Source organism: Streptomyces sp. KPB2 (assembly GCF_003950055.1).
GTDB classification, from domain to species: Bacteria; Actinomycetota; Actinomycetes; order Streptomycetales; family Streptomycetaceae; genus Streptomyces; species Streptomyces salinarius.
Genome location: NZ_CP034353.1, coordinates 1,176,934 through 1,197,366, shown reverse-complemented (window position 1 = coordinate 1,197,366; position 20,433 = coordinate 1,176,934). Strand labels below are relative to the sequence as shown.

Below are 20,433 nucleotides of genomic sequence, written 5' to 3'. Positions count from 1 at the left end.
GCTACCCGTGCCCGTCGAGGATGAAGGGGTGAACGCACACAAGGACCGCTCCACCAGCCCCGCCACTCCCGTTTCCGTGATCGGACTCGGCCCGATGGGCCGGGCCATCGCCCACACCCTCCTGACCGCGGGCCACCCGGTCACCGTCTGGAACCGCACGGCTAGTCGAGCCGCCGGCGTCGTCGGCGCCGGCGCGACGCACGCTCCGACACCCCGCGAGGCGGTCGAGGCGAGCGAACTGGTACTGCTCAGCCTCACCGACTACCAGGCGATGTACGACATCCTCGACGACGTCACCGAAGCGCTGGCCGGGCGCACCCTGGTCAACCTCAGCTCCGACACCCCCGACCGCACACGCGAGGCAGCGGCGTGGGCCGCCCGTCACGGCGCCGCCTTCCTCACCGGAGGCGTCATGGCCCCCGCACCCATGGTCGGCACGAACGCGGCCCACATCTACTACAGCGGCCCCGGGGAACTGCTGGAGAAGCACCGGGACGTGCTGACCCTGCTGGGCACCCCGAAACACCTGGGCGAGGAACCGGGCCTCGCCCAGCTGATGTACCAGGCCCAACTCGCCGTCTTCCTCACCACCCTGTCCGGCCTGATGCACGCCACCGCGATGCTGGGAACCGCGGGACTGAAGGCCCGGGAGGCGCTGCCGGAGCTGCTGTCCTCCGCCGACTCCATCGGCGACATGCTGCGCGCGGGCGAGGAACACCCCGGCGCCGCCCTCGACGCCGGTGAACACCCCGGCCACCTCAGCACGGTCACCATGATGGGCGCGACCTCCGACCACATCGTCGACACCAGCACGGCACTCGGCCTCGACCTCGCCCTCCCGACGGCCGTCCAGGGCCACTACCGCCGAGCGATCGAGAACGGCCACGGCAGCGACAACTGGACGCGCATCATCGACAGCATCCGCGCCCCGCACTGACGGACCGCACCGGGTGGCGGACGGCGGCGGTGCGCACACACCGATCGGAGTCGAAACGGCAGGCCGGCACCGTGGGTTCGCCCGTCGGCACCGTTCCCGGAGCGCCGTCGAACGGCAGGAGCGCGTGTACCCCGGCCAGCAGGGCCAGGACGTTCACCAGCAAGGCCGGCACCAGGGGCGGCAGCTGTTCCACCAAGGGCACATAGGCGGACAGCAACGCGGCGGACCACCGAGCCGCAAGAGCGATCCAACGCCTGGCGCGGCCCTGCCCGCCCCGCCCGGAATTCGTCTTTCCGTTCTTTCGCACGATCTTCTCCCTCCTGGGAAACCGGGTTGTGTTTCATCAGGAGATCAGCCCCCGGGAAGCCTCTGCAGGGCTCATGAGGGGGCTCATGAATCGCGGTCGACGCTCATGCCAACTGGACGCCCCTATAGTGGCGTTAACGCGTAGTCGGCCCTCGGAGGAGGTGGGCACACGTGACTGACGTGGCCGCGGAGAAGCAATCCCGACCGAAGCGGAATCTCCGGCTGGAGAGTCTGATCGAGGAATCCGGAATCAGTCATAAAAGACTTGCCCACCGCCTCAATCAGATCTGCCTCTCGCACGGAATCACCAGCGAATACACGCACACCTCCGTGGCCAACTGGTGCCGGCGAGGCGTGCGCCCGCGCTGGCCCGTACCGCAGCACATCTGCGCCGTGCTGGCCGAGGGACTGGGCAGACCGGTCGGCCTGGGAGAGATCGGCATGGAGCGGCCGGGGCATCTCGACCGCGACGCCGGTCTCGAGTTCCCCAGGGGCCAACGCGACGCGATCAGCGAAGCATCGTCGTATTGGAGCACAGTGAACCGGCGGACCTTCCTCGCCAGCTCTCCCTTCGTGGTCTCGGTCTTCTCGGAACCGGTGACCCGGTGGCTCGTCAACCCGACCGAACCCCTGTCACCCCCCTCCGGCCGCATCACGGTCGACCGAACACACATCCAGGAACTGCGGGAAGCGGCCGACTCCGCCCGGCTGTGGGACTCCCGGTTCGGCGGCGCGACCTGGAAGTCCCGCTCGCTCACCGCCTATCTGTACGAACGGGTCACTCCGCTCCTGGACGGCCGGTACACCGAGCAGGACGGACGCGACCTGTTCTCGGTGACCGCCGAAATGGCCAGGCTCGCCGGATGGACCGCCTTCGACGCCGGCCAGCACCAGGTGGCCCAGCGCCACTTCGTCCAGGCGCTGCGGCTGGCCAAGGCGGGCAGCGACGTGCATCTGGGTTCGTACGTGCTCAGCACCATGGCGATGCAGGCGCTGATGCGCGGCTTCACCTCCCAGGCCATCGACATGGCCCAGGGCGCCTACGAGCGGGTCCCCACCGCCGACCCGCGCGTGCTGGGATTCGCCAAGCTCATCGAGGCACGCGCCCACGCCCGGCAGCGCGACGCCCGGGCAGCCGCCTCCTGTCTGGCGACCGCCGAGCGGCTCCAGGAACGGGGAGCGGCGGAGGGCGTCGGCGAGCGGCCCTGGATCGAGTTCTTCTCCCGGCAGCGGATCGTCACCGACGCCACGGAGATCTTCCGCGACCTCGGGCATCCCCGGGCCACCTTCTCCTGGCACGCCCTGGGCTCGATGCCCGGAGACGCCTACGCGCGCTCCCGCGGCATCCGGCTGTCCGTCCTGGCCACCGCCCACGCCCAGTCGGGCGAACTGGAGCACTCGCTGCGGCTGGGAGGCGAGTCCCTGCGGCTGTTCGCCCGGCTCCAGAGCATCCGAGGACTCGACTATCTGAAGATCTACACCGAGTCGCTCGCCCCCTGGCGCCGCGAACCCGCCGTGGTCGCCTACCTGAAAGACGTACGGGACCTGGCCGGGCAGCTCGCGACAGCAGCCTGAGCCGACACCAGCCTGAGCCGACAGCAGCCTGAGTAGACAGCCGACCGACGGGAGGCGTCCTGTGAACCGACCGAACCGTCCCAACGGCCTCAACCTTTTCCCCCACCTCAGCCGTTCTTCTCACCTCAACCGTCGTCCCAACCGTCGAATACTCCTTTCCGCGGCGTCCGGCGGCGCCCTTGCCGCCGCCCTGCCCCTCCACGGCCGGCTTCCGGAGCGGCCGGCCGGACCGTCGGACCGCCACGGCGTCCGACGGGAGGAGATCGCGGCCCTGCACCGCGCCGCCGCGGCCGTCCGGCACGGTGACTCCCGCTACGGCGGCGGCAGCGCGCAGGCCCAGGCCGCGGGTCATCTGCTCGACCAGTGGGCCCTGCCCCTGTTCGGCCGGCCCCTCCCGCCCACTCGCGAGCACGAGCTGTGCGCCATCTGCGCCGAACTGGCCCGGCTGGCCGGCTGGGCGGCGCTCGACACCGGGCGGCACGCCGCCGCACGCCGGCACTTCGACCGTGCCCTGTACTGGGCACGCGCGGCGGAGGACCCGGACGCGATCACGTATGTCCTGGCCACCATGGCGCTGCACGCCGCCCTCTACGGCCGTCCCGCCACGGCCCTCGACATGATCCAGGGCGCACTCGGCCCGGCCACGCACCACGCGAGCACCCGGGCCCTCGCGTTCACCCGGCTCGTCGAAGCCCGCGCGCACGCCCGCGCGAGCGACGGCAGGTCGGCCGGTATCGCCCTCGCGTCCGCCGAACGTCTCCTCGACGCGGCACGCCCCGGCGGCGGACCGGAGTGGCTCGACTTCCTCACCCACCCCCGTCTCGCCGCCGACGCCGCCGAGATCCACCGCGACCTCGGCGATTCCCGGGCGTGTCTGGCCTGGCACGCGCAGGCGGAGGCGATGGCGCCGAACGCCTTCACCCGATCCGTGGGCATGCGTCTCGCGGTCGTCGCCACCGCCCACCTCAAGGCAGGAGACCTGGAACAGAGCCTGGCCGTCGGACACCGCTCGGTGGACATCCTGCGCCAGGTCGACTCCCGCCGCGCCCGCGACTACGTGCTCCGGCTCGTCCACGGCCTGACCCCGCACCGGGGCCTGCGCGCGGTGGACACCTTCCTCTCGCGGGTCCGGCACGAACTGAACACCCCCGTGGCGTAGGCAGGGCAGCGTCCCCTCAGCCCCTGGGAGGCAAGCCCCGAGGGCCCGGGGCGAGGAACGGCTCGACAAGGCGGAGCAGCACTTCCGGACGATGCAGCGGGATGATGTGCCCGCAGTCCTCGATCACGTGGCCGACCAGATCATCGGCGACCGGCCGCAGCTGCCGTTCCAGGGCCCGGCCCACCGGACGGGCACCGACGGCCATCGTGGGGACGGTCAACCGCCCACCGTCGACGGACGCCGCGATCTGCTCGCCGCTCGTGGGCAGGGCCCGGTAGTACGAGAAGGCGCAGCGCAAGGCGTCGGCCCCGGTGTACGCCCGCACGAAGGCGTCCCGGACGGCGGGATCGACCCCCGCTCCGAGGGAACCGGTGTCCAGGAACCAGTCGACGTACTGGGCCTCGTGCCCGCTCAGCACCGTCTCCGCGAGACCCGGCACCGCGTGGAAGCCGAACCACCAGGGCGCGCCCTGCGCGAGAAACTCCTCGGCTCCCGGCAGCCCGCCCAGCAGTGACTCCATGACCACGAGTCGCCGGACGAGGTCGGGTCGGAGCATGGCGAGCAGAAACGCCGGCGGCGTGCCGGCGTCGATGCCCACGACGGCCGCCGAGCGCACGTCGAGAGCGTCCAGCAGAGCTTCGGCGTCGGACGCGAGCGTGCCGGCGTCGTAGCCGCCCGCCGCACGCGTACTCGCCCCCGCTCCGCGCATGTCCGGTGCGATCACGCGATGGCGTTCGGCAAGGGGGCCCATGACGGCGGTCCACAGCTGCCAGGTGTGCGGGAAGCCGTGCAGCAGCAGCACGGCGGGGCCTTCGCCGAGGAGGGCCACGTTGAGTTCGACGCCGTTGACCGCGACACGCCGAAGTTCGACGCCTCGGGGCTGGAGACCGGAGGGGCGGGGTGAGGCGATGGGCACAGGTACTCCCGAGGCGGTTACCAATGGTGACGTGGGAACGATAGGTAACTAGGCTGAGAGATCCCAGACCGCACTTCTCCCACAGGTGGTGAGCCACAGGTGACCCCTTCCTCGACGTCACGGGCGTCGCACTCCCCGAACGACGACATCGACAGCGTCCGGGGAGACCTGTTCGACCCGCAGTGCCCCACCCGCCGCCTCCTCGACCGGATCGGCACCAAGTGGACGTCCATGGCCGTCAAGGTGCTGGCGGAAGCATCCCCGGAGGAGGTGCGCTTCGCGGAACTGCAGCGCAGGATGGCCGGCATCTCGCAGAAGATGCTCTCGGTCACCCTCCAGGGCCTCGCCCGCGACGGTCTGGTCGGCCGCCGGGTCGAGGCGACCGTCCCGCCACGCGTGTACTACCGGCTCACCCCGCTCGGCCTGACCCTGGAAGAACCGCTGGCCGCACTCCGTGAATGGGCCGAGGAGCACATGGCCGAGGTGGACCGCGCCCACCGGCGAAGCAGGGAGGACGCCGCCTCCTCCGACTGACCCCCGCCCGTCCCCGCGGCGCCGGGACCGGCCGGCCTACGCTGCTCGGGTCTCCTTGCGCAGCAGCCGGGTGAGGCGTTCACCGAGCCCCGGGTCGTCCACGCCCGCGCTCTCGACGCCCAGGGCGGTCGCCAAGTCGCGTACGTGGAGGTCGGCCAGGGCCTCGGTGAGTTCGGCGAAGGCCTCCGCGGCCGCGCGGCCTCGCCGCACGCCCGAGGCGACGGCAACGACCCCGGCCAGTCCCGCGGGCCACCACCACAGCGCCAGCACCAGATACCCCGCTCCCCAGGCGCACAGGCGCGCCGCCGCGGTCAACCGGAGGCGGGCAGCCTGCAGTTCGGCACGCGTGCCGTCGGAGGCCAGGAGCCACAGATGGGGCCAGGCGGCCGCCAGGTCCAACTGCTTCGCGCGCCACAGCCGTTGCGCGGGCGCGGCCAGGCGGTCGCCGGTCCAGAAGGGATGGCGCGGCGGTGCCGAGGCGATGCGCTCCCGGTCGGCGTGACGGCGTTCGGCGACATCGGCGAGCCGGTCCGCGTCGTCCGCCCCTGTGATGCGGGCCCGGCCGGCCGTCACCAGCGCCGTACGGAAGGCGGCGTCGGCCGCGCGCCAGCGGCGCGACCGGCGGTCGGCGAGGCGCCGCAGCACCGGCCCGTGCGGCTCCGCGCACCACAGAAGCTCCACGCCCGTGCCCAGGGACTGCGCGGCCGCGCCGGTCACCGCGGCACCGGCCAACACGCCCGCCGCCACCAGGACGACGCTGCCCGCGCTGTGGGACGCGGGGGAGTCGGCGAGGGTGTCGAGCCAGTCCCGCAACCGTCCGAGGTCCGACCAGTGTCCGTGACCGAGGACCACGGCCGTGGTGGCGGCGGAGAGGAAGAGCAGCCCCGGCAGGGCCAGCGCGGCCAGCCACCGTTCGGCGATCCGGCCGCCCAGCGCGCTGAGGAAGCCGCTGGTCACCGTAGGGGCACCGGACGCAGCGGCTGGTCGAAGATCCGGCAGCCGGGGGGCGGGGAATCGGCGTCCGGCGCCTCCACCCGCTCGCAGTGACCCTGCGGGCAGGCCAGCACGTGCAGGGCCGCGTGCCGGTGCCCGGCGCCCGGGAGCGGCTGGAAGCCGGGTGTGGGCGGCGTCGGCGTGGTGCGGTAGGAGCCCAGACCGGCGCTGTGCCCGGCCGCGAGCAACTCCTCCTCCAACTCATCGAAGACATCGTCGAGTTCGTCGGGGTGCCGGCCGGTACGCAGTTCCGAGGTGATGAACTCGACGAGCCGCAGGCCCCGCTCACCGAGCAGCAGCGATCCCGACGGGTCCGTCAGCCGCAGGCAGAGCTCACCCAGCCGGGCGTGTCCGCCGCGCGGCGCGCTTCGCCCGTCAGTCCCCATCTCCACCGTTCCCCCTCGGACGCAGGATGCCGGTCGGCCGCGATTGTACGTTGGCTGTTGGCTGTTGGCCGTCGAGTGTCGAGTGTTGCGTGCTGGGTGTCAGGCGTTGGCTGTCGGCCGGACCCCGTCGAACGAGCGGTTCGACGGACGACGCGTCCCTCCGTACGCCGTTCTTCGTTCTCCGTACGCCGTCGCGCGCACGGCCGGTTCGCTATCGTGAGAACGGGCGGCCGCGGAGGGCCCAGAGAACTCGGTCCGGCGGTGTGACACGGGGGTGGGCGTGTTCAACGGGGATCGCGCTCCGGCAGCGGACGGACGGGACGAGGAATCGCGCGCCGACGGGCTGCTGTCCCACCACTTCACCACGGGCGACCGGCCTGCCCTCGACCAGGCGATCGCGCTCTACCAGCAGTTACTCGGCTCGGCGGCGCCGGACACCGGGCGGGCCGTCGCCCGGCCCGCCGCCAACCTCATGGTCGCCCTCCAGACCCGCTACACCCTGCTGGGGCGCCCGGACGACCTGGACGCGCTGGTCGACCTGGCCCGTGAACGGGCGGAGTGCGAACCGGTGCGACCGCAGGACGTACGGCTCCTGGGTCTCGCGTACCAGCAGAGGTTCGAGCTGTACCGGCGGTCCGAGGACCTGGACCGGGCGGTGGACGCGTTCGACCGGGCCTCCCGCCTCCCTCAGGAGGCCGAGACCGCGGCGCAGTCGCTCGGTGGCCTCGCGCAGACGCTGCAGACGCGGCAGCGGATCGCCGTCGACCGCGGCACGGCCCCGGAGGGTGGCCAGGCCACGCAACCCGCGCCCCCCGACTCCGCCGCACCCACCACCCCTGACGCACCCACCGCCCCCGCCACCCCGGCCGGCACGGATCCTCTGCCGGATCTTCTGCGCGCGACGGACGCCCAACGGCGCGCCCTCCACGTCCTGCCGGACGGAGCGGAGGACCGACCCGACTACCTGGGCAACCTGGCCTCGCTGCGTCACGACGCATATCTGTTCGAGGGGGGTGTCGCAGCCCTGCGCGAGGCCATCGACCTGTGGACCATCGCACTGCCGGCCGTCCCACGGGGCGGGGCGGCCCGCCTGCTCGTCCTGCGCGGCCTCTCCCAGGCCCACCGCGAGTTGCACGAGCACGCCCCCGACGAGGCCCACCGGGTGGAGATGCTGCGCATTCACCGCACCGCCCTCGCCGAATGCCCGCCCGGTCACCCGGACCGTGCCGAGCTGCTCGCCGGTCTCGGAGTCGCCCTCCGCCTGGCCGCCGAGGACACCGACGAGCTGGCGTGGCTCGAGGAGTCCGCGGCGTTGCTGCGGGAGGCCCTGCCATTCTTCCGCCCCGGCACCCCGGAACACGCCAAAAGGCTGAACAGCCTGGGGAACACCCTGCACGCGCTGGCACAGCGGACCGGTGACACGGCGCTCCTGGACGAGGCCGTCACCACCCTGCGCACCGCCCTCGCCGAGGAGCGGCCCGGCACGGACTCCTACGCCGGAACCCTCGCGAACCTCGCCGTCACCCTGCGGGAACGCGCCATCCAGACCGACGACGTGACCTCCCTGCGGGAAGCTTCCCGACTGGCCCGGGAGGCGCTCTACGCGACCCGGAACACGCCGTCCCGTCACGCCGCCCGGCTCGCCAATCTGGGAGTGGTCCTGCAGAGCTGGCACGACGTGACCGGCGACACCACGGCCGCCGACGAGGCGATCGACGTCGCGCGTCAGGCACTGGCGCTGGCGCCCGCGGACGGTCAGCTGCGCGCCGACCGGATGAACCACCTCGCCAACGCCCTGCGGGCACGGTTCGCGTCCACCGCGGACGTGGCAGACCTCGACGAGGCCTGTGGACTGCTGGAGGAGGCCGCCCGGCAGGTCCCCTACGGAGATCCGTCCCTCGCGGTGATCCTCTCCAACCTCGGCTCCGCCCGCCTCACCAAGCACCACGCCACCGAAGAACCCGGCGAGTTGGAGCAGGCCGTCAGCGAACTGGGCCGCGCCGTATGGGCCGTCACCGAGGGCACGGCGACCCAGGGCGGCTATCTGAAGTCGTACGGCGACGCGCTGCGCGCCCTGCATCACCGGGACGGTGACCCGGCAGTGCTCCGCGCCGCCCAGGACGCCTACCGGCAGGCCGCCGGGACCAGGGCCCTGCCCGCCTACGAACGGGTCCTCGCGGCCTGGGAGTGGGGCGCCGCAGCCGGAGCGGACGGCCGCTGGGACGACGCCCTGCCGGGCTACGAACTGGCCCTGCGGCTCCTGCCGTTCACCACCTCCGGCCGACTGGTCCGCGGCGATCAGGAACGCGGCCTGTCGCGCGTACGGGGCCTGGCCGCCGAAGCCGCCGCCTGCGCGGTCAACGCCGGCCGGCCGGAGCACGCCGTACTGCTGCTGGAACAGGGCCGGGGCGTCCTGCTGGGCCGGGCCATGGCCACCCGCGACGGGCTGGGACGACTGCGCGTCGCCCACCCGGACCTCGCCGACCTCTTCTCCCGCCTCCGGCAACGGCTCGACGCGCTGGAGGCCACCGACACCGCGGAAGCCGTCAGGGGCGGGCTCTCGACCGACACCACCGATCTGCGGCACACCGTCGCGGTCGCGCTGGAACACCTGGTCGCCGAGATCCGCACCCGTCCCGGCTTCGCCGACTTCCTCGGCCTGCCGGACCTGCGGGCGCTGCTGGCCTGCGCCGACCACGGCCCGGTGGTACTCGCCTACTGCAGCGAGTTCCGCAGTGACGCCCTCGTGCTGAAGGACGGCGAAGTCCTCCTCGTCCCCCTGCCGTACGCCACCCCGCAGGCCGTCGGCGAACAGGCGGACCGGCTCGAGCGGGCGCTCGCCGACGCGACCGATCCCGCCCGCGACCGGGCGGCCCAGCAGACCGTCGGCGAGGTGCTGGCCTGGACGTGGGACCACGTCACCGGACCCGTGCTCGACCGGCTCGGCCTGCACGGGCCCACACCCGACGGCGAGTGGCAGCGGGTGTGGTGGTCACCGGGAGGCGCGCTGGCCTCGCTGCCCCTGCACGCGGCCGGCCACCACGACACCGCCCCGCGCGCGGAACCGGACGGCCGACCGGCGGCGCCGGAGCCGGCTCCCGCTCCGGGTCCTGCTCGGGCGGCGACTCGGGTGACGGCTCAGGTGACGCCGCGGGTGGCGGCCCGGTCGGCGGCCGAACCGGGGCCGCTGACGGTCATGGACCGGGTGGTCTCGTCGTACACGCCGACCGTCGGTGCTCTCCAATACGCCCGGGCCCGCGCCGCCGCCCCCCGCCCGCACGGCCCGGTGCTCGCCGTGGCGCTGCCCGACACGCCCGGTGCCCGGCCGCTCGGCGGCGCACGGCGCGAGGTCGAGATCCTGCGCGGGCTCCTCCCCACCGAGGTGCTGTCCGAGGAACGTGCCACCTTCGAACGGGTGATGGACGCTCTGCCCCGGCACCCGTGCGTGCACTTCGCCTGCCACGGCGTCAGCGAGCCCGCCGACCCCTCCAACGGCCGTCTCCTGGTGCACGACCACGCGACCCGGCCCCTGACGGTCAGCGCGATCTCCCGACTGGAACTGCCGGCGGCACGGCTCGCGGTGATGTCGGCCTGCGAGACGGCGCGGGGCGGCGGGGAACTGGCCGACGAGTCCATCCACATCACGTCCGCCTTCCAGCTCGCGGGATACCCCAACGCCGTCGGCACCCTCTGGCCGGTGCACGACGCGGTGGCCGTCCGCGTCACACGCCTCCTCTACCGGGAGCTGTGCGCCGAAGGAGCCGACGGCGGTCCTGAGCTGGACGACACGAGGACGGCCCACGCCCTGCACCAGGCCGTCCGCGGGTGCCGTGCCGCCTTCGCGGCCAGTCCCAGCCTGTGGGCGGCACACGTGCACGCGGGCGCCTGACGACACCGGTAACGACAAGAGGAGGCGGTCACGATGGTCCGATGGCGGCGACGACGAGCCACGGAGGACGGCAAGGCCGCCGACGCTCAGCCGCAGGGGCCCCGGCAGGAACAAGCAGGCGGGCAGGTACACGAAGCCGGGCAGGGACATCGGGGCCGCCTCGCCGAGGGCGCCGGACAGCCGCAACCGGGCCCGAACGCGCAGGAGCAGCCCCCGGGAGGTTCCGGGACCGGGCGACGGCTGGGCGGGGGACACCTCACCGTCACGGAGGTCACGGAGGGCCGGCCGGAGCGGGAGATCGCCCGCGTGCGGCTCTCCGCCGAGGAGATCCACACCATGCGGGCCCGGTCCGCCCTGGACACCCTGGGCCCCGAGCACCCGGACGCCCTCACCGCCCTGCGCGAACTCGCCCACGTCCTGCTGCCCATCCCCGGACGCGGCGAGGAGGCCGTCGAACTCTTCCAGCACGTGGCCCGCACCCGGTGGACCACGCTCGGCGACCGCCACGAGGACACCCTGCGCGCCTCCGTCGAGTTGGCCGACGCCCTCCACACCACCGGTCAACTGCGCCTCGCGGAAACGGCGTGGCGTGACACCTTCCGCGCCCAGGCGGAGACGCTCGGCCGCGACCACCCGGACGTGCTGCGCAGCGCCACCCGACTGGCGGCGGTTCTGGAGGACCTCGGCCGCGCTCCCGAGGCCGAGCCGCTCGTGCGGGACGTCCTCGAACGCCGCATCCGGCAGCTCGGCCATGACCACCCCGACGTCCTGTCCTCCACCAACGCGCACGCCGCGTCCCTGATCAAGTGCGGCCGTCACCAGGAGGCCGAGCGCACTCTGCGCGCCCTCGTGCCCCGACTGGTGGACCGGTACGGGCCCGACCACGAGAAGACGGTCGCGGCCCGGAGCAACCTCGGCGCCGTCCTGGTCCGACTGGACCGCCATTCCGAGGCTGGTGAGCAGATCCGTGCCGTCGTGCGGTCGACGGAGGCCACCTTGGGACCGGACCACGAAACCACTCTCACCGCGCGCAACAACCTCGCGGCCGTCCTCCACGCCCAGGAACGCTACGACGACGCAGTGCCGATCCTGCGCGCGATCCTGGCCGGGCGTGCCGCACTCCACGGAGACGACCATCCGATCACGGTCGCCACCCGGGACAACCTCGCCAACGTGCTGATCGACGCCGGCCACCATGCGGAGGCCACCGAACTGCTCGACCGCTGCGTACGCGACTACCGCCGATTGCACGGCCCGGGACACCCCCGGCTCCGGGCAGCCGAGGAGCGCCTGGACTGGCTGCGCTCTCCTTGACCGAGGAGGTACACCCCGTGACCATCGCCCCGAAACCCCGTCTGGCCCTCCTCGGAGGAGGCTTCTCCGACGACGAGGACGGCCTGCTGGACGACTGGCTGCTCGATCAGGTGCCGGTTCCCAGGCCCAAGGTGTGCTTCGTTCCGACCGCGAGCGGCGACGCCCCCGCCTACGTGGAGCGATTCCTCGCCGCCTTCCAGCCACGTTCGTGCGAGCCCGCTGTCCTGCCCCTGTTTCGCCGCGAACTCGACGACGACGCCCTGCGCACGTTCCTGCTCAGCCAGGACGTGATCTACGTGGGCGGCGGCAATACGGTGAACCTGCTCGCCGTCTGGCGCGCGCACGGAGTCGACCGGCTCCTGCGCGAGGCCTTCGCCCGCGGGACCCTGCTCTGCGGCATCAGCGCGGGCGCCAACTGCTGGGCCGAGGGCTCGCACACAGACTCCTTCGGGCCGCTGACCCACCTCCCCGACGGGCTGGGTCTGCTGCCCGGCTCGGTCTGTCCGCACTATGACAGTGAGCAGGGGAGGCGTGCGTCCTATCGCGGGGCGGTCGCGAGCCGAGAACTTCCCTCCGGTTGGGCCCTGGAGGACGGCGTCGGCGCCCTCTTCACCGAGGGCCGGCTGACGGATTCCGTGACGCGCCTGCCTCGGGCCCGGGTGTACCGGGTGGAGCCGGACGGTCAGGGCGGTGCCGAGGAACGAGCCGTGCCGTGTCGTCTGCTCCTCCCACCACACCAGGCGCGAAGCCTCTCGTAGTTGGGCACTACGGCATGGCGCTCTTGCGCTCCGCGTCGGTGAGGGGCGGGCCTTGCAGATGTGGCCTTCGCGGACCGATGAGCATGGGAATGAGCATGTCGGGTGAGAACAGCCGAGTGGCAGGTCGCTCCAGGCTCATGACGTCCAGCAGGGCCCCCATGGCGCGCGGATTGCGTGCGCCGGTCTCCACGGCCTTGTCGACGAAGCGGGCGAGGAGGCGTTCGACGGCGTTGGGCCGGGTGTCGGTCGCTCCCGGATACAGGGCGTCCTGGCCGACCGCCAGATCCCAGGCGCCGGCCACCGGCCGTGCGGCGACTCGCTGAAGCCGGCGTGCGAGGCCCGGCTGCCCCAGCCCGGTGGCGCTGAGCGTGTCGCGGACGGCGAGCGCGCACTGGGCGGCGACGGTCAGGCCATGGCCGTAGACGGGGTTGTAGCCGGCGACGGCGTCGCCGAGGACGAGGAAACCGTCCGGCCAGCGCTTGACCTGCTCGTAGTAGCGACGACGGTTGGCCGTGGCACGGGTGGTCATGACGTCCCCGAGCGGCTTGAGGCCCTTGACGAGTTCGCCGATGACGGGATCGCCGAGGCTGAGTGCGAAATCGACGAACGCGTCGGGATCGTCGGTGGGTTCCCCGCCGCGGGTGCCGGAGAGCGTGACGATCCAGCGGTCGCCCTCGATGGGCAGGACGATGCCTCCCCGCCCCGGCGGTCTGGCCGGGTTGGCCTGCACGTTGACGAGGGGAAAGCCGAGGTCGCGGGTCGCCTCGGGGGCGCGGTAGAGGCGAGTGGCGTAGGCGACACCGGCGTTGACCTCGCGCTCCGTGACGCTCGGCGCTCCCAGCCCGGTGAGCCACTGCGGGGCCCGCGAGCCCCGGCCCGAGGCATCGACGATCAGGTCCGCGCGCAGGGTGCTTTCCTCGCCGTCGGTGCCCACGCGGACACCGGTGACCGCCGTGGCGTCGCCTTCGAGGCCGAGCACGGTGGTCTCCGCGCGCAGGGTGATGCGCTCGTCGGCCAGGACGCGTTGTCGCAGGACGAAGTCGAGGAGGTCGCGGGAGCAGACCAGGTTGCGATGATGGGTGGAGGTGAAGCGGCGGAACCACACTTCGTTGGGCGCCCGGGAGACCATGTCGCCCATGATGTGAACCAGGCGCCCGCCGCGTGCCACGATGTCGCCGGTGAGGCCGGGGACGAGAGCGTCGAAGGCCTTGACCCCTCCACTCCACACCAGGTGCGCGTGGCGGGCCTGGGGCACGCCCCTGCGCGGTTCGGGTCCGTCGGGGAGACGGTCGCGTTCGACGACCGTGACGTCGGCGAAGTCCGCGAGGGCCGCCGCCGCGAAGAGGCCGGAGGCGCCGGCGCCGATGACCACGGCGGTGGGCCGTTGGGTGACGATTGCTTCAGCCATGGTGATGAGCGCTTCCTGTGCTGGTCATGCGTCGGCGGACGTCTTCGAGGATGCGGGGCCGGTGCAGGGCGGAGGCGATGCTTTCGATACGACCGCTCACGACCACCCCTGCCTGCGGCTCCCGCGGGCCCGCGACGGGAGGCCCGCCCTGCCGGTAGGCACCGACGGCGGCACTGATCGCGAGCGCCCCGGCGACACCGTCCGCGTCCGGGACCCCGTCCTCGCACCGCGCGGCTTCGTGGGCCCGCCGGTAGAGCGCCGGGTCGACATAGGGCCCGAGCAGACGCAGGGCGTCGTGAATGCGCTGCCGGCGTTGCAGCAGACGCAGGTCGAGTGGGGTCCAGGGCCCGAAGCGCGCCTCGGCCGCCGCCGGGGCGAGGTTGCGGAGCGCGTGCCACAGCGGGCCGAGCCGACGGTACTCGCGCTGGTCCCGGACCCACTTCTGCAGGGCGGGCCCGACCTGGGGCACGATGAAGCCGAGTGCGACCAGGGCGGCCTCCAGCAGCGCGAACGGGGGCGCGGCCCGGGTGCTCAGTACGTCCCAGTCGTGTCCCGACCACCGGGCGCCGATGGCAGCCGCCTTCGCGACATCGAAGACGAGCCCCGACGCGAAGCCCAGTTGCAGGAACACCACCCCTGCCTTCAGCCAGCGGTTGGCCACTTCGGGGAACCACTTCCACAGCATGGAGACCGCCACGAGGGACGACACCGTGTGCGCGGCGATGTAGAGCAGGATGTGCTCGCGCATCCAGGGGGTGCCGGCGTAGTAGGTGTCCAGGTCGTAGACGCGTGCCGTGGGGACGTCGGCCAGGACGAACGTCAGCCACAGGACGGCGACGACCCCCGCGTAGATCCAGTAGATGCGGCGGATCCTGCGCCGCCGTCCCACCGACGGGGCCTCGCGCCAACGCATGATCATGGTCAGGCCGGTGGCGCAGAAGGCGGTCAGGAAGGAGTAGGCCCAGGGGGAGGCGATGTTCGGTACACCCGTGAGGTCGTTGAGCCGCTCTATGTTGACCGGCGTGATCACGACCAGGACCGCGGTGGCCCAGATCAGCAGGAGAGTGGTCGCCCTGACGTCCGGGTCGCGCGAGGCCCGCAGGAACGTGGGCAGCTTCAGCACGAGGGCCAGCGCCAGCAGCGCGGTGGGCAGGAGGTAGGGAATGTGGAAGGACGGACTCATGACAGCAGGTGCCCGCCGCGGTTGCTCAGGGACAAATTGATGCGGCCTTCCACGGTGTCCGCGCTGACCGGGCCCTGCGCGTAACGGCCTTTCATCCAGGTGCGGGCCTCTCGGCCGAAGAGGAGCCCGAACGTCTCGGCGTCCGCCTCGTGGTCGTCGCGGGACTCGGCTCGGGCCGCGACGGCAAGGAGCGCGTCCGGGGGCACCTCGTGCGCTGCGAGGATCTGTTCGACGGCCCGCTCGATCACTTCCCCGGCCTGCTCGGTGGGCAGCGCACGGGCGGCGGCCGGCATCCCCGCCACGTGGTGTCCGCAGTCCCCCTGCTCCTCGTGCCACAGCTCATGGCCGAGAATGACCAACTGCGCCTCGGGAACGGTGTGTTCCTCCACCACGATGATGGAGTGGTCCCCGCAGTCCAGGCGCATGCCGGAGACGGGAATGTCCGGCGGGAACCCCCGGAACACGAGGCGGATCGGCCGACCGGTGCGGGCGCCCATGGCCTCGCAGAAGGCTGCCATGACCTCCCGGGGTTCGGCCGGCCGCCGAATGGCCCGCGCCGCGTTCCGGCCCAGGACGGAGAGTAAGGACTTCATGGCCTTGGTGCTCACCGCTCACGACCTCCGTCCGGGGGTACGACGGACCGCAGGACGCCTTCAAGAAGTCGCTCCAACTGCTCACGGGTCAGGGAGCCGTGTGCGCGCAGGTCGGCGGACCTCACCCCGTACCGGTCCATCAGGGCGAGCACGGGATCGTTCTCGGGTTCTTCCAGTCCGTGCAGGACGGGGAGCAGGACGCGGTTGAGCGCGTCGGCGGCCGGCGCGGTGAAGAACGCCTCTCCCTCCTCGACCCCGAAGTACTCGACGAGCCCGTGCAGAAGCTCGACGCTGGGCACCTTCTTGCCGTCGCAGACCTGCCGGGCCCAGTACCCGGAGACACCGAGCCGCTCGGAGATGTCCGAGGCCAGGTCGGACATGCGCTTGCCGGTCGCGGCCATCTCGGCCTCGGCGAGCGCGGCGATCCGCGTCCGAACCCGGTCGTTGACGGAGTCGTCCGGAGGCGTGCCGCCCTGGAGGAGGCTGCGGACGGTGGACACCGGCAGAGCCGTCCGGCGGGCGAGCTCCACCGCGTCCAGCAGCTTCGTACGGACTTCCTTCTCCTGGACAACCCGGTCGAGACGCCGCAGGGTTTCGTTGAGGGGAGAGGGTGATGCCACCGTTGCACTCCCGGTTCGGGGGCTGACGCCTGGTGTCGCTGACGGGACACTATGTGATGAACGCGCGTGCGGGCAACGGTCGTTGAGTCCGGATCATCGATGCTTGCCCGGGGCGAGCGTGCGGCGGCGTCGCTGGAGCGAGACACGTGGTCCCAGGTGGGTGGCGAAGACCTACAGGGGCTGCACGCTGATGGACCACGGCCCGTCCGAGCGGGCGTAGATGAGGCACGGTCCGGTCAACGGCGCCTCGCCCCGCCAGGGGCCGACGTGGTTGGCCAGCTCGTCGAGGAAGCCGTGCCCATCCCGCTCGAAGGTGTCGACGAGGAAATAGCCGCCGTCCTCGGCCCGCGGATCGCCTTCGTGACAGAGCGAAGCAATCCCCGGACCGCCGTCGTAGCGCAGCACGTTCGAGGCGGGGCACCGTGCAGCTCCGCTCAAGACCGAGGCGCTCGACACCGCGGTCGCATCGATCACCCACGGCCCGTCCGCCTGGACTCTGAGTGCCCGCACGGTCCTGTCGTCGGCGTTGACCAGAGCCCGGCAGGCGAAAGGTCCGTCCGTGTAAACGAGTTGGCTCAGCGAACGCAGACCGGCGTCCAGGGCGTCCACGACGAAGTGACCACGTCCCTGATGGGTGATGTCCAGGACGACCGGCCCCGCAAGCGCCGTCATCCCTGCGACCTGGTCACTGTCGCCACCGATCCGCTGCAGCACCGGTCCACCCGGGCCGAGCGGTGGAGGTGCCTGTCCGGGCACGCTCTCACTCTTGACGACCCCGGGCAGCGGCACCACACCAGCAGGCCGCTCCCCCCGATCCCGCTGGAACCACTTCATGACCCGCCCCCTGTTCACCCCTGCTTCTTCGCGCAGTATGCCACCCAGGTTCATCACTGCCCCGGGACGGCGGCGGGGTCGCGATCGCTGACGTCGCGGAACCCCAGTCGGCGGTTGAGGGCGCCCGTGACACGCGTGACCGCGGTGCGAGGCAGCACCCGTGACGCCCAGACCCCGACGCGCTGGGACGCCCGCCCGGGGAAGGAGACGGCCCGGCCCCGGGCGAAGTCGTCGAGCGTCCTGACGGCCACGTCGGCGGGGGCATCCGTGAACCTGGGGTTCATGGAGGCGGTCGTCCGTTCGAAGAACCCCGTGGCGGTGGCTCCCGGGTGGGCCGCCATCACACGTACGCCGGTGCCGCGGACCTCCTCGGCGACCGCCTCGGTGAACGAGAGCACGAACGCCTTGGTCGCGGCGTAGCTCGCCTGGTACGGCATGGGCTGGAAGGCGGCGGTGGAGGCGATGTTGACAATGCCGCCGTGGCCGCGTGCGACCATGCGGGCACCCAGGAGGTGGACCAGTCCGACCAGGGCGGTGACGTTCACGTCGACGGACTGGAGGTTGGGCGCGAGGGGCCGACCGAGGAAGGGCCCCACGGCCCCCATCCCGGCGTTGTTGACCAGGAGATCCACGTCCAGACCGAGCCCGTCGACGGCATCGAGAACCCGCTGCGGCGACCGCCGGTCCGCCAGGTCCGCGGCGATCACGTCGACGCGGACAGCGTGGGTGGCCCGGATCTCGTCGGCAAGGGCATGCAGTGCGTCGGCCGAGCGAGCGACGAGGACCAAGTGCGCGCCCCGTGAGGCGAGTTCCCGTGCGTAGGCCTCGCCCAGCCCTTTGGAGGCGCCGGTGACCAGGACGGTGGTGTTCGTGTAGTCGTGCATACGTGAGTGCTTTCTGTGCGGTTGGAAGGAGGGTGGTTGGAGGAAGTGCGGTTGGAGGTAGTGCGACCGGAAGAAGGCACGGCGCGGCCCGCGAGCAGGTACTTCGAGCCTCGAAGTAATCTCGTGACCCCCAACATACACTTCGAGTCTCGAAGTAAATAGGCGTACGATGGGCCCATGACGCGAAGCACCCTTGAGGCGGTGGTGGCTGCGAACCACGAGCTCTTCATGCGGACCGGCGACCGGATCGAGGCCGTCCTGGCTGAGCACGGCCTGACCCCCGCGACCGCTCAGGCCCTCTGGGCCATCGACCCGGACCAGGCACCGCCCTCGATGAAGACACTGGCCGGCCGCCTGTACTGCAACGCGCCCAACCTCAGCTTCGTCATGAACCAGCTCACCGACCGCGGCCTGGTCGAACGCACCGCCGACCCCGCCGACCGCCGCTCACGCGTCGTGGCCCTGACGGACGACGGGCGCCGCGTGCGGGAGGCTGTCATCGAGGCGACGCTGGCACTGACGCCCTTCGCGCAGCTTGGGGACGAGGAGCTGCGCAAGCTGGTGGACCTCCTGGGAAAGGCCCTCGCGTCGGAGGAGGAGCAGGCCCAAGACCCGGCGGGACGGCCGCCGACGGCACCGTCGTGAGGCGTGTGAGGTGCGTGAGGTGAATCCGGGACGAGTTGTCTCGATTGCTTCACGGTGCTGTCGCGGTTGCGATCTGGCGGTGTGGGCGGCGCGGGAGCGCGGCTAACGTTCCTGGTCGCGGAGGCGCACGTTCGTATGTTCGGTATGGCGTGGGCCTTCCGGTTCGGGTTTCCTGCACTGACGCATCACGGGGGGTACGGCACATGGCCGGGCGAGACAACACGTCGGACGACAGAACACCGGGGACGTTCCCTCCTCCTTCCCGGCGGCGCGTACTGCGGTTGGCCGGCGGCGGTCTCGCGCTGGCGGCGCTGACCGTCGGCACGGTCGGCTGCGAGGAGGACGCCGTGGACGTCGAGGAGCCGGGAAGCGCCGGCGGTGACGCGACGAAGGGCGGCGGCGAGGGCTCCGGCGACGGTGGCGGCGAGAAGGGGCAAGCTCCGAAACCGTTGTGGTCGAAGTCGACGTCGGCCGAGACCTACGGGGACAACGACGAGCTGGTGGCCGCGGGCGGCGTCGTGATCGCCAGCGGCAGCCCGCTGGCCGCCCTCGACGCCGCGACCGGCGAGCAGAAGTGGTCCCTGCCGGGCGGTGCGGTCCCCGGCGCACCCCTGCTGCTCGGCAAGGACACCCTGTACCTGGCCAGCAGCGACTACGACGGCTCCGTCATCGGATACGCCCCGGCCTCCGGCAAGGAGACCTGGCGCAGCCGCCTGGGCAAGGAGTACCGGCAGCCGCAACCGATCGCGGTGGACGAGGAGCAGGTGTACGTCGTCGCCGAGATCCTCGAGAAGGACGGCTCGTCCAGGACCAACGTCATCGCCGCCCTCAACAGCACCACGGGCAGGATCGCCTGGAAGGAACAGCGCGACGTCGGCACCGAGCAGAACGGCATCCACGCCGCCGTCCGGGGCCGCCACCTCGTCTACACCGACTTCAAGAAGAACCTCACCGTGCGCGACACCGCGAGCGGCGGGCAGGTGTGGACGCACAAGACGACCAAGACGAACTACGGCTTCTTCACGGTCCACCAGGACCTGGTCATCGTCCCCCAAGGGAACGTGCTCCAGGCCTTCAACCTGGCCGACGGCAAGGAGAAGTGGTCCCTGGAAGCGTCGGACGGGGCCCTCTTCCGGGAACCGGCCGCACCGGAGGACGTGCTCTACGTCGCCGACAGCGCCAGGACCATGTGGGCCGTGGACCCGCGCACCGGCAAACAGCTCTGGAAGTCCGAAGCCCTCGCGGACGCGGGTCTCCAGGTGCCGCGGCAGTACGTCAAGGCGGGCGACACCCTCTACGGCGCCACGGACCTGGACAAGCAGGGCGGCATCATCGCCATGGACGCGAGGACCGGCGCCGTGCGCTGGACGTTCAACGACAAGACGGGCGACTACCACGCCTGGCTGGTGGCAACGGACGGCAAACGCGTCTTCGCCCTGCACGGCAAGAAACTGCACGCGCTGCCGGTGTAGCTACCCGTAGGGCGGACCGCTGGGGTG

Annotated in this window: 18 protein-coding genes; 9 read left to right on the top strand and 9 right to left on the bottom strand. The window is 72.0% G+C overall.

What is annotated here, in order from left to right; translation table 11 throughout:
• The first annotated feature begins 28 nt into the window (after positions 1-28).
• The 3 genes from D1J63_RS05250 to D1J63_RS05240 all read left to right on the top strand — a co-directional run bounded on the left by D1J63_RS05250 (position 29) and on the right by D1J63_RS05240 (position 3,977).
• Positions 29-937 (top strand): NAD(P)-binding domain-containing protein, encoded by a 909-nt coding sequence (locus D1J63_RS05250; protein ID WP_125627934.1) that lies wholly within the window; start codon positions 29-31, stop codon positions 935-937.
• Positions 938-1,597: 660 nt separating this feature from the next.
• Complete coding sequence (locus D1J63_RS05245) at positions 1,598-2,818, top strand: sporulation protein (RefSeq protein ID WP_241235516.1); 1,221 nt, start codon at positions 1,598-1,600, stop codon at positions 2,816-2,818.
• A gap of 61 nt (positions 2,819-2,879) precedes the next feature.
• Positions 2,880-3,977: a sporulation protein gene (locus D1J63_RS05240; RefSeq protein ID WP_125627932.1), complete on the top strand. Its 1,098-nt coding sequence runs from the start codon at positions 2,880-2,882 to the stop codon at positions 3,975-3,977.
• Between the two features lie 16 nt (positions 3,978-3,993).
• On the opposite strand, the gene D1J63_RS05235 is transcribed toward D1J63_RS05240, so the two are convergent.
• Positions 3,994-4,893 carry an alpha/beta hydrolase gene (locus D1J63_RS05235; protein WP_125627931.1) on the bottom strand — a complete coding sequence of 300 codons (900 nt, stop codon included), beginning with the start codon at positions 4,891-4,893 and terminating at the stop codon, positions 3,994-3,996.
• Between the two features lie 99 nt (positions 4,894-4,992).
• Here D1J63_RS05235 and D1J63_RS05230 point away from each other — a divergent pair, with 99 nt between their 5' ends.
• Positions 4,993-5,427 (top strand): helix-turn-helix domain-containing protein, encoded by a 435-nt coding sequence (locus D1J63_RS05230; protein ID WP_206436756.1) that lies wholly within the window; start codon positions 4,993-4,995, stop codon positions 5,425-5,427.
• Positions 5,428-5,463: 36 nt separating this feature from the next.
• Here D1J63_RS05230 and D1J63_RS05225 read toward each other — a convergent pair whose 3' ends face one another.
• Both D1J63_RS05225 and D1J63_RS05220 read right to left on the bottom strand, forming a co-directional pair.
• Positions 5,464-6,384 carry a hypothetical protein gene (locus tag D1J63_RS05225; protein WP_125627930.1) on the bottom strand — a complete coding sequence of 307 codons (921 nt, stop codon included), beginning with the start codon at positions 6,382-6,384 and terminating at the stop codon, positions 5,464-5,466.
• Positions 6,381-6,806 (bottom strand): hypothetical protein, encoded by a 426-nt coding sequence (locus D1J63_RS05220; RefSeq protein ID WP_125627929.1) that lies wholly within the window; start codon positions 6,804-6,806, stop codon positions 6,381-6,383. Before D1J63_RS05220 ends, D1J63_RS05225 begins: the two co-directional genes overlap by 4 nt.
• 280 nt (positions 6,807-7,086) lie before the next feature.
• On the opposite strand from D1J63_RS05220, the gene D1J63_RS05215 reads away from it, so the two are divergent.
• Genes D1J63_RS05215 through D1J63_RS05205 form a run of 3 tightly spaced genes read left to right on the top strand, consistent with a single transcriptional unit; the run spans position 7,087 to position 12,767 of the window.
• The gene (locus D1J63_RS05215) at positions 7,087-10,695 is read left to right on the top strand and encodes a CHAT domain-containing protein (RefSeq protein WP_241235515.1); all 3,609 of its coding nucleotides are present in this window, start codon (positions 7,087-7,089) and stop codon (positions 10,693-10,695) included.
• A gap of 33 nt (positions 10,696-10,728) precedes the next feature.
• Positions 10,729-12,009 carry a tetratricopeptide repeat protein gene (locus tag D1J63_RS05210; RefSeq protein ID WP_125627928.1) on the top strand — a complete coding sequence of 427 codons (1,281 nt, stop codon included), beginning with the start codon at positions 10,729-10,731 and terminating at the stop codon, positions 12,007-12,009.
• 17 nt (positions 12,010-12,026) lie between these two features.
• Positions 12,027-12,767, top strand: coding sequence for a peptidase E (locus tag D1J63_RS05205; protein WP_241235514.1), 741 nt, complete (start codon positions 12,027-12,029; stop codon positions 12,765-12,767).
• Positions 12,768-12,774: 7 nt separating this feature from the next.
• Here D1J63_RS05205 and D1J63_RS05200 read toward each other — a convergent pair whose 3' ends face one another.
• The 6 genes from D1J63_RS05200 to D1J63_RS05175 form a co-directional block, all read right to left on the bottom strand.
• The gene (locus D1J63_RS05200; protein ID WP_125627927.1) at positions 12,775-14,175 is read right to left on the bottom strand and encodes an FAD-dependent monooxygenase; all 1,401 of its coding nucleotides are present in this window, start codon (positions 14,173-14,175) and stop codon (positions 12,775-12,777) included.
• On the bottom strand, positions 14,168-15,358 hold the full coding sequence (locus D1J63_RS05195) for an MAB_1171c family putative transporter (RefSeq protein WP_125627926.1): 1,191 nt from the start codon (positions 15,356-15,358) through the stop codon (positions 14,168-14,170). Before D1J63_RS05195 ends, D1J63_RS05200 begins: the two co-directional genes overlap by 8 nt.
• Positions 15,355-15,966, bottom strand: coding sequence for a toxin (locus D1J63_RS05190; protein WP_125627925.1), 612 nt, complete (start codon positions 15,964-15,966; stop codon positions 15,355-15,357). The genes D1J63_RS05195 and D1J63_RS05190 overlap by 4 nt, the downstream gene beginning before the upstream one ends.
• Positions 15,963-16,571: a hypothetical protein gene (locus D1J63_RS05185; protein ID WP_125627924.1), complete on the bottom strand. Its 609-nt coding sequence runs from the start codon at positions 16,569-16,571 to the stop codon at positions 15,963-15,965. Before D1J63_RS05185 ends, D1J63_RS05190 begins: the two co-directional genes overlap by 4 nt.
• Before the next feature lie 171 nt (positions 16,572-16,742).
• Positions 16,743-17,405 (bottom strand): hypothetical protein, encoded by a 663-nt coding sequence (locus D1J63_RS05180; RefSeq protein WP_164712723.1) that lies wholly within the window; start codon positions 17,403-17,405, stop codon positions 16,743-16,745.
• 53 nt (positions 17,406-17,458) lie between these two features.
• A complete protein-coding gene (locus D1J63_RS05175) occupies positions 17,459-18,289 on the bottom strand; it encodes an SDR family oxidoreductase (RefSeq protein ID WP_125627923.1) in 831 nt (276 codons plus the stop codon).
• 177 nt (positions 18,290-18,466) lie between these two features.
• Between D1J63_RS05175 and D1J63_RS05170 the strand changes: the two genes are divergently transcribed.
• Both D1J63_RS05170 and D1J63_RS05165 read left to right on the top strand, forming a co-directional pair.
• Positions 18,467-18,934, top strand: a complete 468-nt coding sequence (locus D1J63_RS05170; RefSeq protein ID WP_125627922.1) for a MarR family winged helix-turn-helix transcriptional regulator — start codon at positions 18,467-18,469, stop codon at positions 18,932-18,934.
• Between the two features lie 203 nt (positions 18,935-19,137).
• Positions 19,138-20,406: a PQQ-binding-like beta-propeller repeat protein gene (locus tag D1J63_RS05165; protein ID WP_125627921.1), complete on the top strand. Its 1,269-nt coding sequence runs from the start codon at positions 19,138-19,140 to the stop codon at positions 20,404-20,406.
• The last annotated feature ends 27 nt before the right edge of the window (positions 20,407-20,433 follow it).